General features: G+C 69.7%; 17 protein-coding genes and 1 tRNA gene. 5 read left to right on the forward strand and 13 right to left on the reverse strand.

Annotated features, from left to right (window positions below; genetic code table 11):
• The first annotated feature begins 7 nt into the window (after positions 1-7).
• The 3 genes from ACFYXV_RS32415 (at position 8) to ACFYXV_RS32425 (ending at position 3,168) form a co-directional block, all read left to right on the forward strand.
• Positions 8-1,219: a DNA polymerase III subunit delta' gene (locus tag ACFYXV_RS32415; RefSeq protein ID WP_383339525.1), complete on the forward strand. Its 1,212-nt coding sequence runs from the start codon at positions 8-10 to the stop codon at positions 1,217-1,219.
• A gap of 183 nt (positions 1,220-1,402) precedes the next feature.
• Positions 1,403-2,968, forward strand: coding sequence for an alpha/beta hydrolase (locus ACFYXV_RS32420; RefSeq protein ID WP_385468592.1), 1,566 nt, complete (start codon positions 1,403-1,405; stop codon positions 2,966-2,968).
• Between the two features lie 126 nt (positions 2,969-3,094).
• A tRNA-Thr gene (locus tag ACFYXV_RS32425) sits at positions 3,095-3,168 on the forward strand.
• Positions 3,169-3,212: 44 nt separating this feature from the next.
• Here ACFYXV_RS32425 and ACFYXV_RS32430 read toward each other — a convergent pair.
• Entirely contained in the window at positions 3,213-4,982 is a 1,770-nt protein-coding gene (locus tag ACFYXV_RS32430; protein WP_389384850.1) for a tyrosine-type recombinase/integrase, read from the reverse strand.
• A complete protein-coding gene (locus ACFYXV_RS32435; RefSeq protein ID WP_389384851.1) occupies positions 4,979-5,674 on the reverse strand; it encodes a hypothetical protein in 696 nt (231 codons plus the stop codon). The genes ACFYXV_RS32430 and ACFYXV_RS32435 overlap by 4 nt, the downstream gene beginning before the upstream one ends.
• A 137-nt stretch (positions 5,675-5,811) precedes the next feature.
• Here ACFYXV_RS32435 and ACFYXV_RS32440 point away from each other — a divergent pair, with 137 nt between their 5' ends.
• A complete protein-coding gene (locus tag ACFYXV_RS32440) occupies positions 5,812-6,030 on the forward strand; it encodes an integrase (protein WP_389384852.1) in 219 nt (72 codons plus the stop codon).
• A 39-nt stretch (positions 6,031-6,069) separates the two neighbouring features.
• Here ACFYXV_RS32440 and ACFYXV_RS32445 read toward each other — a convergent pair whose 3' ends face one another.
• From ACFYXV_RS32445 to ACFYXV_RS32475, 7 genes are all read right to left on the reverse strand, one after another.
• Complete coding sequence (locus ACFYXV_RS32445; RefSeq protein WP_389384853.1) at positions 6,070-6,879, reverse strand: aminoglycoside phosphotransferase; 810 nt, start codon at positions 6,877-6,879, stop codon at positions 6,070-6,072.
• A 76-nt stretch (positions 6,880-6,955) separates the two neighbouring features.
• Positions 6,956-7,180: a hypothetical protein gene (locus ACFYXV_RS32450; RefSeq protein WP_389384854.1), complete on the reverse strand. Its 225-nt coding sequence runs from the start codon at positions 7,178-7,180 to the stop codon at positions 6,956-6,958.
• Positions 7,181-7,184: 4 nt separating this feature from the next.
• Entirely contained in the window at positions 7,185-8,342 is a 1,158-nt protein-coding gene (locus ACFYXV_RS32455; RefSeq protein ID WP_389384855.1) for a radical SAM protein, read from the reverse strand.
• Positions 8,323-9,138: a hypothetical protein gene (locus tag ACFYXV_RS32460; RefSeq protein ID WP_389384856.1), complete on the reverse strand. Its 816-nt coding sequence runs from the start codon at positions 9,136-9,138 to the stop codon at positions 8,323-8,325. Before ACFYXV_RS32460 ends, ACFYXV_RS32455 begins: the two co-directional genes overlap by 20 nt.
• On the reverse strand, positions 9,135-9,551 hold the full coding sequence (locus ACFYXV_RS32465) for a hypothetical protein (RefSeq protein WP_389384857.1): 417 nt from the start codon (positions 9,549-9,551) through the stop codon (positions 9,135-9,137). The genes ACFYXV_RS32460 and ACFYXV_RS32465 overlap by 4 nt, the downstream gene beginning before the upstream one ends.
• Positions 9,552-9,836: 285 nt before the next feature.
• Positions 9,837-10,043: a DUF397 domain-containing protein gene (locus tag ACFYXV_RS32470; RefSeq protein WP_389384858.1), complete on the reverse strand. Its 207-nt coding sequence runs from the start codon at positions 10,041-10,043 to the stop codon at positions 9,837-9,839.
• Positions 10,044-10,055: 12 nt separating this feature from the next.
• Positions 10,056-10,907 carry a helix-turn-helix domain-containing protein gene (locus tag ACFYXV_RS32475; RefSeq protein WP_389384859.1) on the reverse strand — a complete coding sequence of 284 codons (852 nt, stop codon included), beginning with the start codon at positions 10,905-10,907 and terminating at the stop codon, positions 10,056-10,058.
• A gap of 248 nt (positions 10,908-11,155) precedes the next feature.
• On the opposite strand from ACFYXV_RS32475, the gene ACFYXV_RS32480 reads away from it, so the two are divergent.
• A complete protein-coding gene (locus tag ACFYXV_RS32480; protein ID WP_389384860.1) occupies positions 11,156-11,587 on the forward strand; it encodes an ATP-binding protein in 432 nt (143 codons plus the stop codon).
• Positions 11,588-12,052: 465 nt separating this feature from the next.
• Here ACFYXV_RS32480 and ACFYXV_RS32485 read toward each other — a convergent pair whose 3' ends face one another.
• From ACFYXV_RS32485 to ACFYXV_RS32500, 4 genes are all read right to left on the reverse strand, one after another.
• Complete coding sequence (locus tag ACFYXV_RS32485; protein ID WP_389384861.1) at positions 12,053-12,307, reverse strand: hypothetical protein; 255 nt, start codon at positions 12,305-12,307, stop codon at positions 12,053-12,055.
• Positions 12,304-12,567, reverse strand: coding sequence for a hypothetical protein (locus ACFYXV_RS32490; protein WP_389384862.1), 264 nt, complete (start codon positions 12,565-12,567; stop codon positions 12,304-12,306). The genes ACFYXV_RS32485 and ACFYXV_RS32490 overlap by 4 nt, the downstream gene beginning before the upstream one ends.
• Positions 12,568-12,639: 72 nt before the next feature.
• Positions 12,640-13,428, reverse strand: a complete 789-nt coding sequence (locus tag ACFYXV_RS32495; RefSeq protein WP_389384863.1) for a peptidoglycan-binding protein — start codon at positions 13,426-13,428, stop codon at positions 12,640-12,642.
• A 71-nt stretch (positions 13,429-13,499) separates the two neighbouring features.
• Positions 13,500-13,751 (reverse strand): hypothetical protein, encoded by a 252-nt coding sequence (locus tag ACFYXV_RS32500; protein WP_389384864.1) that lies wholly within the window; start codon positions 13,749-13,751, stop codon positions 13,500-13,502.
• Positions 13,752-13,764 lie beyond the last annotated feature (13 nt).

Genomic DNA, 13,764 nt, shown 5'->3' on the forward strand with positions numbered 1-13,764 from the left:
GGGCGGGATGCCCGTATGGGACGACCTGGTGGGGCAGGAGCGGGTACAGGCGCAGCTGGCCGCCGCCGCCCGTGACGCCGACGCCCTGGTCACCGCCGTCGAGGCCGGGACGCCGCAGCCGACCGCGTCCAAGATGACCCACGCCTGGCTGTTCACCGGTCCGCCCGGCTCCGGGCGGGCCACCGCCGCCCGGGCCTTCGCGGCGGCCCTCCAGTGCACCAGCCCCGACCGCGCCCTCGGGGGCGAGCCGGGCTGCGGGTTCTGCGACGGCTGCCACACCACCGTGGTCGGCACGCATGCCGATGTGGAGATCGTCCGCACGGATCTGCTCTCGATCGGCGTGAAGGAGACGCGCGACCTGGTCCGCCGGGCGCAGCTCTCCCCGGCCGTGGGCCGCTGGCAGGTCATCGTCCTGGAGGATGCCGACCGGCTGACCGAGGGCGCGGGCAATGTGCTCCTCAAGGCCGTGGAGGAGCCCGCGCCGCGGACGGTGTGGCTGCTGTGCGCGCCCTCCCTGGAGGACGTGCTGCCCACCATCCGCTCCCGCTGCCGCCATCTGACGCTGCGCACCCCGCCGGTCACCGCCGTCGCCGATGTGCTGGTCCGGCGCGACGGCATCGAGCCGGCCGTCGCCGCGGCCGCCGCGCGCGCGACGCAGGGGCACATCGGCCGGGCCCGCCGGCTCGCCACCGACGAATCCGCCCGGACCCGCCGGGCCTCCGTGCTGAAGCTCCCGCTCCGCATCGACGACGTGGGCGGGTGCCTCAAGGCCGCCCAGGAGCTGGTCGACGCGGCCGCCGAGGACGCCAAGCAGGTCGCGGAGGAGGTCGACACGAAGGAGACCGAGGACCTGAGGGCCGCGCTCGGCGCCGGAGCCGGGACGGGCGGGCGGATGCCGCGCGGCACCGCGGGCGTGATGAAGGAGCTCGAAGACCGGCAGAAGCGCCGCCGTACCCGTACCCAGCGCGACACCCTCGACCTCGCGCTGACCGATCTCACCGGCTTCTACCGGGACGTGCTGGCCCTCCAGCTCGGCTCCTCGCTGGCGATCGCGAACGAGGAGATACGGGGCGACCTGGAGCGGATCGCCCGCGCGTCCGGACCGGAGCGCACCCTGCGCCGGATCGAGGCGATCATCGCCTGCCGCGATGCCCTGGACCGCAACGTGGCCCCGCTCCTCGCGGTCGAGGCCATGACGATGTCCCTGCGCGCGGGCTGAGCACCCCGTTGACCCGCCCGCGTTGACCGCTTCACCCGTATGAGCGATCCGGTGCGGTCGGGCCGGGCGGTGGGCCGGGCGGTGCGGGCTCCGGGCGGGCCTGCGGCGGGCCCACGGGCGGCGGTCGGCCGGTCGGCGTCCGCTCGCCCGGCCGGGCCGCCCCGCAGGCCGTAGGCTCCGAGAATGGACACCAGTCGCCTGCTGCGTACCACCGGAACCGTGATCGCAGCCGCCGGGCTGCTGCTCTCCGGGTGCACCTCGGCCGGGTCGGGGGGCCCGAGCGCGGCGGCCTCCGCCGGGGGCACCGCGCGGTTGGCGGCTCCGGACGTGGTCCCGGCCGCGCTGCGCTCGTACTACGAACAGAAGCTGACCTGGCGCGACTGCGGTGTCCCCGGGTTCCAGTGCGCGACGATGAAGGCTCCGCTGGACTACGCGCACCCCGAATCCGGGCAGGACGTGGACATCGCGGTGGCCCGTCGCCCAGCCACCGGCCCCGGAAAGCGGCTGGGCTCGCTCCTGGTCAACCCGGGCGGCCCGGGCGGTTCCGGCATCGGATACCTCCAGGCGTACGCGGGCATCGGCTACCCGGCTCCCGTCCGCGCCCAGTACGACATGGTCTCCTTCGACCCGCGCGGGGTGGACCGCAGCAGTCCGGTGCAGTGCCTGACCGGACCGGAGATGGACAAGTTCACGCAGGTGGACCAGACGCCGGACAACGCGGCGGAGCGGGCCCAGCTGGTGACGGCCTTCAAGGAGTTCGCCGCCGGCTGCAAGGCGCGCTCGCAGCGGATCCTGCCGCACGTCTCCACCGTCGAGGCGGCGCGCGACATGGACATGCTGCGTGCGGTGCTGGGCGACGAGAAGCTGACGTACGTCGGCGCCTCGTACGGGACCCTCCTCGGGGCGACGTACGCGAACCTCTTCCCCGGCCGGGTCGGGCGGCTCGTCCTGGACGGGGCGATGGACCCCTCCCGTCCGGCGCTCGAAATGAACCGGGACCAGACCGGCGGCTTCGAGACGGCGCTGCGCTCCTTCGCCAAGGACTGCGTGAAGCAGTCCGACTGCCCGCTCGGCAAGGGCAGCCCGGAGGCAGTGGCGGAGCGGCTCCAGGAGTTCTTCCGCAAGGTCGACGCCCAGCCGGTGGCCAGCGGGGATCCGGCCCGTCCGCTGGGCGAGTCCCTCGCCACGACCGGCGTGATCGCCGCGCTGTACGACGAGAGCGCGTGGCCGCAGCTGCGCGAGGCGCTGGCGTCGGCGATGGCGGGCGACGGATCCGGCCTGCTCGGTCTCGCCGACAGCTACTACGAGCGCGAGCCGGACGGGAAGTACGCGAACCTGATGTTCGCGAACGCCGCGGTGAACTGCCTCGACCAGCCCCCCGCCTTCGTCGGCCCGGAGGCGGTCGACGCGGCCCTGCCCTCCTTCGAGAAGGCGTCCCCGGTCTTCGGCGCGGGCCTGGCCTGGGCCTCGCTGAACTGCGCGTACTGGCCGGTCAAGGCCACCGGCGAGGCGGGCGCCCTGACGGCGAAGGGCGCCCCGCCGATCATGGTGGTCGGCACGGTCCGCGACCCGGCGACCCCGTACAAGTGGGCCCAGTCCCTGGCGCGGCAGCTCGACTCGGGCGTCCTGCTCACGTACGACGGCGACGGCCACACGGCGTACGGCCGCGGCAGCACCTGCATCGACACGACGATCAACACGTACCTTCTCCGGGGGACCCCGCCGAAGGACGGCAAGAAGTGCACGTGAGCCCGATATGAGAGGTGTGCCCCACCCCCGCGCAATGCGGTTCGGGGCACCCCGTTCGAGCCTGTAGACTTGGCGCCGCTGCTGATGAGAGCTCCCCTCCAAGGGAACACTTGTCGATCCAGCGGTGCCGCCTTAGCTCAGTTGGCCAGAGCAACGCACTCGTAATGCGTAGGTCTCGGGTTCGAATCCCGAAGGCGGCTCTAGAAGAACCCTAGGACTCACTCGCCGTGACCTGGGGTTTTTCTTATGCCCCGATCAGGCGGGGACGGAACGCGATGATCTTCGCGCCCTCATGTGATGCCCCCGTGATGCCCTCCGGCTCGGGAGCCTCGGCTGCACCATCGGCGAGGCGGGACAGAGCGAACTGCGCGAGCTCCTCGACCGGGCGCCCGTCCTGCTCGGCAGCGCTGATGATCCGCGCGACGAGCTGATCGAGGGCCAACTGCGCGACCTGCTCGATGCGGGGATCGGCCGCCGGCTCAGTCGGCTCGGGCTCGGGCCGACGGGCGCCGCCGCGGGGAACCATGGCGGCGGTCGCCTCGGCGGCGTCGGCCGCCTGCTTGGGCATGACGGACTGATAGATGTCGTGCGTCACACGGGTCTCACTGTGGCCGAGCGTCTCGGACACGATCTTGATGTCGACGCCGGCGGCGAGCATGAGCGAGGCGGCGACGTGCCGTAGGTCGTGCAGCCGGATCGGCGGCAGCCCGGCGAGCTCGACGAGCTTCTCGAACTGGTCGGTCAGCCACCCCGGGTGAATCCACTCCCCGTTTTCGCGGGTGAACATCCGGCCCGAGTCGACCCAAGCCTCGCCCCATGCCGCGCGGTCGGCGGCCTGCTGCACCGCCTCGGCTTCGAGAATCTCGTCGGTGTAGTCGTCGATCGAGATCACCCGGTCGCCGGCATTCGTCTTGGGCGCGCTCTCCCGTACCTCCCATCCGTCCTGCACGAGCTGTGTCGCGATGGTCATCAGCCGGGACGCGCGGGCGTAGTCCGTCTTGCGGACGCCGCACGCCTCGCCCCGCCGCAGACCTCGGAAGGTGATCGTGTGGAACACGCCGTACAGGCGCTGTTTCGTGTCGGCGAGGAAGTCGAGGAAGTGTCCGGCCTGCTCGGGAGTCCAGACCATGACCGCCGACGGCTTGACGCCCGTACGCAGCCATTCCTCGACCCGCTCGTCAGTCCAGACGAGCGCCTTGGGGCGCTGTACGGTCGGCAGCTCGACGTACGACGCCGGGTTGAAGACCAGCGCGCCGCGCCCGATCGCGACGTTCAGGGAAGCACGAAGGGTGTCCCTGATGTGCTTCTGCGTCGCAGGGTTGGTCACCCGACGGAAGGGCGGCATTGCCTCGATGGCGGCTTTCAGCGCCTTACGCCGCGCGCGGTTCTCCTTCCCCTTCCACGGGATCGCTTTCAGCTCGTCCACGGCCGTCCGGCGCATGAGGTTCGCCTCGCGGATCTCCTCGTTGGTCTCGGCTATGCCCTCGAACATCTCGTCGAGGTGCTGCACCGTGAGCCGGTCGAGGCGGACGTGCCCGATACGCGGTTTCAGGTGGAACCTGATGTCGACCTCGTACCGGGTCTCACCGCTCTTGCGGAGCGCCTTCTTACCGGCGAGCCACGTGTCGAGCCACTCGGCGACGGTCATGTGCTGAGTGAGCGACTGCCCGGTCGCGAACCGGCGCTTCGTCTCGTCGTAGTCGGGGATGTCCTCGCCGCTGGTCGAGACCGCTTCGAGCATGTCGGCGATACGCCGGCGACCGTCAAGGTCCGACCGCTTGTCGGCGATGTCGAGCAGGGCGGCGAGAGCAGTCGTGTCGGTCTGCGCCTTGGTCTTGGTCTCGTACCCGCTGCGGAAGAACCGGCGACGGGTGCCGTCCTCGCGGGGCGGAAGCGGATAGACCAGCTTCCACACGCCGTGCGTGCGCTGGGCAAGCCGCTTGCAGGACGCGCCGAGCTGCTTGTCGGTCTCCGGATCGCGGCACCCGCAGCGCTTCGTGATCGTGGCTGTCATTCATCACCTCTGGTGAGTTCGGTCAGGTTGTCGAGCAGTTCGAGCCGCACCATGTCCTCGGTCAACTCCGAGGGCAGAGACGGAACGGTGAGGTTCGATCGGTGCATGTCGTTGACGACGTGCGCGAGTTCGCCGAGGCGATCGGCGTACTCGGTCTGTGCGGTTGAGTGGAGCGCGGCGCGTAGCCGGGCCTTGTGGGCCGCTTCGCGTCGCCGGGCGAGCTCGGGGTACAGCGAGACCGGATAGGCCGCTGTGGCCCATGCGGCGGCCCACGTCTGCCCGGTACCGGCGATCTGCCGGGTGTCGGGGACGTACCGCCCGTCGAGGGGGCCGTCGAGCGTCGGCGTCGCCTCGCCGGTCACCCACTGCCACACCGTGTGCGGGTCGCGGGGGTCCGCGCCCGGGACGGTGGGAATGGTCTCCTCGGTCCCGAGCGGGATCATGAGGAGCAGTGGGGGCGTGGCGAGGGCGAGGCCGAAGACGAGCAGTTCCTCGGCGGTCACCTGACGGCGCTTCTTGGCGTTGCCGTCGCCGCGGCCGGTCTCGATCGTGACGATCACGGCATAGGAGAGATCGGGACGGCCGAGGCGCGCGCACTCGGCGGCCAGGTCGTGCCTGTTCATTCCGAGTCGCTCGCGGTGCCGGCGGATCTGCGCGGCGATGACATCGCCCGCTGTCTGGTGACTGTGCATATCGCAAAGCTAGCTTTGTTGGTTGCAAAGCGCCACCCTTGATCGTAAGTTGCTGATCAAGGCACGCCTCGGCACCACCGGGCCGATGTGCACACCGATGTCACTGGGGGCAGATGATGAGCACGACCGAGCAGGGGATGACACACGACGAGCTGATGACGCTTCCCGTCGCGATCCCGCTGGAGACCGCCAACAGGGCGTTGCACCTTGGCCGGACCACCGGCTACCACCTCGCCCGGACCGGGCGGTACCCCGTCCGGGTGTTGCGCCACGGACGGGCGTACAAGGTGTCGCGCTACGACCTGCACTGGCACCTCGGCGTCACGGCGGAAGCGCCGGCGGAGGGCCGCAGGTAGCCGCTGGGGCTATTACCTGCGGGCGGGGCGAATCGTGGACTACCGGCCTTGAGTTCGCCAGTAGGTCACCCAGTCATGAGCGATCCGGCCCATGTGCTTTTTCCAGTCCTGCGGATCGTGCCGGGCGATCTCGTCCCACGTGTGCGCGTTGGCCTCGGAGAAGGCGGCGACGGCCGTGTGCTCGGCGGCAGCCCAAGACGGGAACTCCCCACGAGCCCATGCGTCTGCGGCTTCCGGGCTGTGCCCAGCTTCCATGAGCCGCAGGATGAGCACTGCGGGGTCGATCCATGCCGCACCGCGCGTGGGCCATGCCCAGTCGATCAGGTGGGCGCGGTCGGCCACGAGCACGTTGTGCGGGGCGAGGTCGGTGTGCAGCAGCGTGTCGCCTGCGAGCTGACCCACACCGGCGGCCCCCGCGTAGCCGCTCCACCGGTCCTCGGCACGCTTGAGCTCGATGTCGGGGCAGGGGGTGCTCTGGAGCTCGCGCAGGGCGTCAGCGGTGAGCACGAGATCGGGGGAGCCGGGGGCGTAGTCGGCGTGACGGGCGACGAGGTGCTCGTACCCGATCAGGTCCCAACCCGCGGCTTGGACGTGCCACAGCAGCCGGGGGCATGAGGGGGGCAGGTACGGATTGACCGACGCCTCGCGCTGCTGCGTGCGGATCTGCGGGTGATCGGTGGGCACGCCCTTGACGAACAGGATCGCGGCGGTGGTCGTGACGGTGGCGGCGATGCCGGAATTGGCGCCACCGTCGGCGGTCGTGGCGTGCAGTACCGGGCCGGTGTGCTGCTCGACGGCGGCGCGCGCGGCGAGCGGTAGGTCGTCCCAGTGGATGCGGTCTACGGGCATGAGGGGCTTCCTGGGGTGGACGGCGAGCCGCCCCCGACCCTACGCGGGCGGGGGCGGCTCTGCGTGCAGGTGCGGTTTAGTACGGCTGGTCGTCGTCTGCCTGGCAGGAGCAGCCGAGGGCCTCGGAGAACGAACCGATGTCCTTGGTGATCCTGAATCCGTCGTCGGCGATCGGGCGGGACGTGATCCCGACGGGGAGAGGGCCGGCGGCCGAGTCGGTCGGGCGCGGCGTGATCGAGAGCATCACGGGCACGCGGGGGGTGGTCGATGCGGTGGTGCGGGGCTCAATGGCGGTTGCCATGGGTTCACCTCACGGGTTCGGGGTCGGGATGCTGGCAGTACATGCTTCGTGGTGCCTTCGCCTCCTGGTGGAGCTTGGCCATGGGGCGGCAGGTGGTGCAGCCGCCCGGGTTCCCGTCGGCGTCCTTCTGACCGAACGAGCAGCCGGTGCAGCCCCCGGTGCGAAGCTGTAGGCCGTCGGCGATGCCGCCGAGGCGTCTCAGTCCCTCGATGCCTTCCTGCATGAGGGGGATGTGCGGGTCGCGGCCGATCTTGCATATGGACGCGTGGCCGAACGGGTCCGCGTGGAAGAACGTGTGTCCGGCGTTGCAGCCGGTGAACGGCTTCCGCTTGCGCAGGTACTTCTCGGCCTGCTTGGGGATCGGGGTTCCGGTGCCCTGGATCGTGGGCGACATGTTGGTGAACACGTACACCTGCCCGTACTGCTCGGCGAGCCGTTCCATTGCGGCGAACTCGTCGGCGTTGTCCTTCGAGATGACGATGTTCAACTGCAAGCGCAGGCCCGCCTCGCGGGCCGCGTCGAGACCCTTGATGAAGCGGCCGAACGCGCCTCGGTTCCGAGTGACCCCGTCGTACGTCCCCTCGGTCGCTCCGTAGACGCTCAGGGACAAGTGATGCGGCGGGCGCGCGACGAGCGTGTCGAGGATGTTCTGCTTGTGGAGCTGCGAACCGTTGGTCGAGATCGTCAGCATCATCCCGAGGTCGTAGGCGTACGAGTACATCTCGGGGAACTCGCGGTCGACCAGCGGTTCGCCGCCCGTGATCTGGAGCCAAAGCACGCCGGCATCTCGCATGATGTCGAGCAGCCGGATCTTGTCCGGCCCCGGCATCGACTCGAACTTCTTCGGGCCGAGGTAGCAGAACTCGCAGTCGTAGTCGCAACCCTTGTTGATCTCCCACGACGCGCGCGACATGCCGTAGGTGGAGAGGGCGCGCACGAGGACCTTGTCGCGCAGGGGCTCACCCTCGGGCAGGTCGAGCCCCCATGCCTGTCGGGCACCGTCGACGAGCCACGCGGGAGCCTCGGCTCCCGTGCTCGCGGCTTTGCTCAGTTCGAGGTACCGCGCGAGCGGGATCTGCACTCCGTCGTCGTGCCCGGGGCGTAATACGAGGTACTCGTCGAGGAACGGCGAGACGACGAGGCTATGAGTAGGTTCCGGCATGGGCCCCCCACGTGAGAGTGAACAGGGTCAGGGTGTGCAGCTCGACGCGATCCGGCGCCCATGAGCGCCAGAGTGCGATGAACGCGGCGTCGTCCTGGGGCAGGTCGAGGTCAGGTTGTGCGCGGCGGGCGCGGGTGCGCAGAGCGCGGTCTGCGTGGGGGTACAGGGAGAAATCCCCCGTGTAGTCGGCGACCGCCGCGGCGGCGGTCCACGCGCCGAGCCTGCGCACCTCGCACAGGGCCTTGAAGAGGCGGTCAGGTTCGAGGGTCACCCATTCGTCGGCGTTGTCGACGTAGGCCCGAGCTGCTGCTCGCAAGAGGGGCTTGTAGAAGCGGAGACGAATCGCGTCGAACCCTTGATCGCTGAGGTGCAGGACTGTAGCGGCCGTGGGCGGCATGGCCAGGGGGCCGGCGAACGTGTTGTGAGAGCGCCCGAACGTTGCGCACCACTTGCGGTAGAGGGCGGCGCCCTGCTTGTCTCGGCCGAAGTGATGGAAGATCGCTGCGGTGATTGAGTCCCACAGATCCGGCGTAGTGAGTCGGGCGACTGTGCCGAGCTGTGCGAGGGTCTTCGCGAGGCGGTCCTGCTCACGCTCGCGGGGCAGCATGATCGCCGAGGTGTAGCTGATCGTCGGTGCCTCGGCGTCGTCCGTCCCGAGGGGGCGCAGTACGAGGCCGGCGCCCTGCCAGTGAGCGAGCCAGGGAACTCCCTCGTACTCGACAACTCGCAGTGCTTCCCCGTTCAGGCCCGGGGGCATCGTCCACGCCGGGTGATCAGTTGCGAGGGTGGTGCTCAACGGCGTAATTCCCTACGTGCGATGGGGTGCTGGGTGGGGGCCTCGGTCGGTGTGGCGGGGTACACCTTGACCGGGCGTATGACCCATTCGAGGTACTCGCCCTGGGGGAGCTTCACCCTGAATCCGCATGGCTCATTCCGGGCGAGTGCGCCGAGGGCTTGAACCCATCCGTCTTCCAACCAGGCTGCGGCGCGCGCGAGTTCGTCAATGTTGAGACCGAAGGGTGCGTTATGTCGTAGCTGTAGGCGCAGCAGGCGTATCGCGGACATAGGGTCCGGCAGCAGGCTCAACGAGCGCGGTTCGGGCAACCGATCTATGTCGGCGTGGTGCAGCAGTGCCTCGCACCAGTAGCCGCGTTCGGCGGCAAGCGCGAGGTCGGTCTGCCGTTCCTGTTGTGCGAGTTGAGCGAGCAAGGCTTGCCTCCTCCGCAGCGACGGAGCCCCTCCCGATGGCCGCTAGCGCGCCAGCCGAGAAAGCCCCGTTCAGCACCCCCAACCTGATTGAGGTCAGGGAGAGTTACGGCCACCTACGTGCGATGTACGCCGCTTGGCCCTGTAGCGAAGGTAACGTGTGAAGCCGAAGCGACTCAACTGTTTGCCGTCAAACGAGTGATTCGGCATATGCCAACTTGTGAGGTGGTGATCCAACGCAAACGGCCCCCGCTCCGGGCGGGGGCCGAGTGGTGTTCGAGACTCGGGCTACGCGTTGGTGCCGTACTTGTCCCATTGGCCGTCACGGGCGCTGTCGAGGAACACTTGCAGCTTGGCGCGGGTCGTGCGAATGACCACGTTGGGGTCGTCGCTCTCCCGCAGCAGGATCTCGTCGCCTTCCCCTGCGCTGACCTCCAGGCAGTTACTGCCTTCGGCATCGGTGCTGTAACGGGACTTCTCCCACTTAATTTCCACAATCCCACGCCTTCATACTTGTTGTGCTCTTTCGTGGATAAAGTCCCTTGACCGGTCAGGGTCGAGGGACCGCTGCTCGGTTCTGTCGAGGATCGCGCGATAGTTGTCGAGGCGAGTCTCGGCATCGAGGAAAGCGGGGCCGTGCGCGGTGTCGGTCTGTACCGTGTCGAGCTGCGGGACCGGTCCTGACGCGTAGAGGGTCGAGGACCCGGCATTGGGGAACCCGCCGGCTGCGAACGGGATGACCCTCACTGTTACGTTCTCCCGCTCCGACTGCTCTAGCAATCGTTCGAGCTGAGCCCTGGCCACTTTGGCGCCGCCGAACTCAAGCCGCAGTGCAGCCTCATGGATCAGGAACGTGCACTGCGGCGGACTGTCGCGGTCGAGGACGTCGCGGCGCTTCAACCGGTACGAGAGCTGTCGGCGCAGGCTTGTCGGACTTAGCGTCGGAACGGCCTCTTCGAACACGGCGCGCGCATACTCCTCGGTTTGCAGGAGTCCGGGCATGTGCATGATCTGCACCGCTCGCAACGCTGTGGAGTGGGCTTCAAGCTCTGCCAAGTCCAGCGCTCCGGACGATAGGACGCCGTGGTACTCGTCCCACCACCCTTGCGAGCGCTCTTCGGCCATGGCGGCAAGAGCTTCGATGTATGCCGTATCGGCGCATCCGTAGTGCCCTGCCCAGGTGCGTACCCGCTCGCCGCTCACGCCGGATCGGCCGGACTCGATGTTGGCGATTGCGGTTCGGTCAGAACCGAGTAGCTGTGCAGCGTGGGCAGGGGTGAGACCGGCGTGTTCTCGTATCTTCTTCAGCTCGGTCCCGAGGCGCCGCTGCCGAGCGGTCGGGGCTTTGCGGTTTGGCATCGGCCTCTCTCTCCCTGTCGGGTCTCAGTGTGGCCCGTTGCTTTGGGCTGGTCCACATTGTGGCAACTGTGAGGCGGAGGGGTATCACTTGTGATGCGGACCCGCTACGGTCTTCTCAGCACCGCGTCGCACGCCAGTAAGACCGAAGTGCAGCCGCTGACGCGCGCCTTGACGCGCCGTCACCCCGGGGGCGGCCATTGCCACGCATGGCGGGCAGCGCGAGCACTACCGCGTTGGGAGACGACGACATGACGAAAACCGCCTTACCGCTGGACTCGCCCGAGTTGGGCGTGAGCTACCGCATGACGGCGCCGCGCGCCGTGACCACGCCGAAGATCATCCGCGACTGGCTCGTGCTGCTGCTGGTCACCTTCGGACACGAGGAAATCGCCGATCAGGCGAAGCTCTGCGCGTCCGAGGCGGTCACGAACGCCTACCGGCACACCCGCGCCGACAGGATCACGGTCGAGGTGTCGCTCGGCTCGGCCGCCGTCACCGTGTCCGTGGACGACGACCGCCCGGAATGGCTCCCGAGCCCCCGCCCGCCGGCCACGTGGCGCGACGAGCACGGTCGAGGCTTGACCCTGATCCGGGCGTACGCCGCCGAGCTGCGCGCCGTTTCGAACGGTGAACGCGGCAAGCGGGTGCAGTTCACCCTCGCGTACGGGGAGGCAGCGTGAGGGGCTTCGAGAATCCGCTCATTCTGCTCGCGATCATCATCGGGGGCACGGTTGCTCTGCTGGGGCTCACGGCCGTGTGGGTGAGTCTGCCGAGCGCCCGTCGATGGCTCGTGGACCCACCGACCAAACCGGGCGAGAGCTATCGCTGCTACTGCTGGCAGTCCACCGTCGTCGTCCGCGTCGCCGAACCCAACGGCGGGAAACGTCGGCGCCGAGGCAAGCGCCGCCGGACCCGCTACGTCCTAGACCCCGCTGCCCGCCCGGAAAGTGCCTCCCACGCGGGGGTGGGCGGCGGTATATGGGGGGCACCTCCCGTGCGTGCGGTCGCATAGATCGTCCGCACGGTGACCCCGGGCAGGGGGCCCTCGGCGAGTGCACCGCCGAGGGCCCCCTGCCTCACCTCACTTGAAACGACGAAAGCACCCCCCGCCACCGGCACGAGGCCGGCGGCGGGGGGTGCTGCGTTCAGTGGGCGGCGGTCTGCCAGAGGGTGAGGGCGAGGCCGATCACGGCGACCATCGCGAGGACGCTCGGGAGCGGCCACCGGGACCGTTCGAGCGCGTCGAGCCGCTGCTCGTGATCGGCGAGGCGGGTGTCGAGCTGATCGGATCGCTGCATGAGCAGGGCGAGCGCCCCGTCGAGACGGGCGAACCCGGTCTCGACGGTCGCCCGCAGCCGTTCGAGTTCGAGGGCGACATCGCCGGGGGTCGGGTCGGTCACGGGCGCCCGTCCCGAGTGCGGTCGAGGGCGAGCAGCTCGTCGTCGGCGCTCGGCGCGCTGCGCAGCCATCCGGGCAGCAGGTTCTCGACGACCGGGAGGGCCATCACCCGGGTTACGCCGCCCGCCACGGCGAGGGCCAGGCCAACGCCGGCGGCGGCCTGCGGAATGCCTGCGGCGTCGATGATCAGCGGGAGTCCGGCGGCGAGGGCGAGCACTGTCTGAACGACGGTGCGAAGGGTGCGACGCGATGCGTCAGTCATGGGCGATTCCTTTTTCGAATGGGGGTGGGGCGAGGCGTCCGCCCGCAGGTGCGGGCGGGCGCGGGCCGGGGGTCAGACCTTGGGGACCTTGAGTGCGGCCCACGACGTCGGGCCGGGCCATCCGTCGGCGTCGTCGCCGGAGTACCCGAGGCGCCGCTGCCACCGGGCGTAGCTCTGCCGGTCGGCCTCGGTCCACTGGGGGCCGGGGCCCTCGCGGTAGGCCGAGCAGCCCTCGGCGACGAGACGCCGCCCCATGGCGGTGATCACGGCAGAGCGCGGCTGGTTGCGGAACCACTGGGCGCCGGGGAACGGCTCGTACTGCGACGGCGGGGTACCGCCGCCGCCGGGGCGCGGGGCGCCGCGCTGGACCCATGCGTACAGCGGGCCGCCGGGACAGGCGGTCGCGTACCCGTCGCGGTGGCCCTTGATCTCGCTGCCGGCGCCGCCGTCCTCGCGCAACCACTCGACGGCGTCGCGAAGCCCGTTGAGCTGCGCGTCGGTCGGCTCGGTGAGACCCTCGTCGCCGACCATGGCGCACACCGCGTAGTGGGCGCTGTTCAGTGCCGAGGTGCCGTTCGCGCCGGTCTTGCGGTGCGCGCCGCGGCCCTCGAACACGTAGCCGTGCGGGCAGACAAGGGCGTTGTACGCGATGTCGCTGTAGTTCTCTTCCTGGTTGGCGAGGTGGCTCGCCTGAATCGCGCGGGCGCGGCCGGCGCACTGCCCGTGGTTCTCGGGGCGGGCGAGGGCGGCCGGGACGGGCGACCCTTCGTAGTGGATCTTTACGCCTCGGGTGCCGGCGATGTACGCGAGGTCGTAGCGGGAGGGGCGGGCGCCCCACTGGGCGCGGGTGACGAACTGCAAGAGGTGCTCTCCTCGGGCATGAAAAAACCCCGGGCCGGTTGGCTCGGGGTCGGGCGGGGCGGGGGGCATGGTCAGCGGCGGGCGACCTCGGTCTCGGTCTCGGTCTCGGTGGTCAGATCGCCGGATGCCTGAATGAAGCGGGGCGGGAGGGCTGCGACGGCGGCGCCGAGTGCGGCCGTGAGTACGGCCTCGCGCTCGGCGTTGGTCAGTCCGTCGTACGGGGTGAGACCGACTCGGTCGGTGAACCGCAGTTCGATGTACGGCGCGATCTTCGTCTCGTCGCTGCTCATCGAGCCGTTGAGTGTGGCGGCGGTGATCGTCATTGGGGGTGTCTCC

It is taken from the genome of Streptomyces sp. NPDC002181, assembly GCF_042890485.1.
GTDB lineage: Bacteria > Actinomycetota > Actinomycetes > Streptomycetales > Streptomycetaceae > Streptomyces.

Bases quoted from the DNA above. Each gene is read 5' to 3' on its own strand.
- ACFYXV_RS32430 (WP_389384850.1), bottom strand. From the start codon at position 4,982: ATGACAGCCACGATCACGAAGCGCTGCGGGTGCCGCGATCCGGAGACC.
- ACFYXV_RS32455 (WP_389384855.1), bottom strand. From the start codon at position 8,342: ATGCCGGAACCTACTCATAGCCTCGTCGTCTCGCCGTTCCTCGACGAG.
- ACFYXV_RS32490 (WP_389384862.1), bottom strand. From the start codon at position 12,567: ATGACTGACGCATCGCGTCGCACCCTTCGCACCGTCGTTCAGACAGTG.
- ACFYXV_RS32435 (WP_389384851.1), bottom strand. From the start codon at position 5,674: ATGCACAGTCACCAGACAGCGGGCGATGTCATCGCCGCGCAGATCCGC.
- ACFYXV_RS32415 (WP_383339525.1), top strand. From the start codon at position 8: ATGCCCGTATGGGACGACCTGGTGGGGCAGGAGCGGGTACAGGCGCAG.
- ACFYXV_RS32440 (WP_389384852.1), top strand. From the start codon at position 5,812: ATGACACACGACGAGCTGATGACGCTTCCCGTCGCGATCCCGCTGGAG.
- ACFYXV_RS32475 (WP_389384859.1), bottom strand. From the start codon at position 10,907: ATGCCAAACCGCAAAGCCCCGACCGCTCGGCAGCGGCGCCTCGGGACC.
- ACFYXV_RS32420 (WP_385468592.1), top strand. From the start codon at position 1,403: ATGGACACCAGTCGCCTGCTGCGTACCACCGGAACCGTGATCGCAGCC.
- ACFYXV_RS32450 (WP_389384854.1), bottom strand. From the start codon at position 7,180: ATGGCAACCGCCATTGAGCCCCGCACCACCGCATCGACCACCCCCCGC.
- ACFYXV_RS32445 (WP_389384853.1), bottom strand. From the start codon at position 6,879: ATGCCCGTAGACCGCATCCACTGGGACGACCTACCGCTCGCCGCGCGC.
- ACFYXV_RS32480 (WP_389384860.1), top strand. From the start codon at position 11,156: ATGACGAAAACCGCCTTACCGCTGGACTCGCCCGAGTTGGGCGTGAGC.
- ACFYXV_RS32500 (WP_389384864.1), bottom strand. From the start codon at position 13,751: ATGACGATCACCGCCGCCACACTCAACGGCTCGATGAGCAGCGACGAG.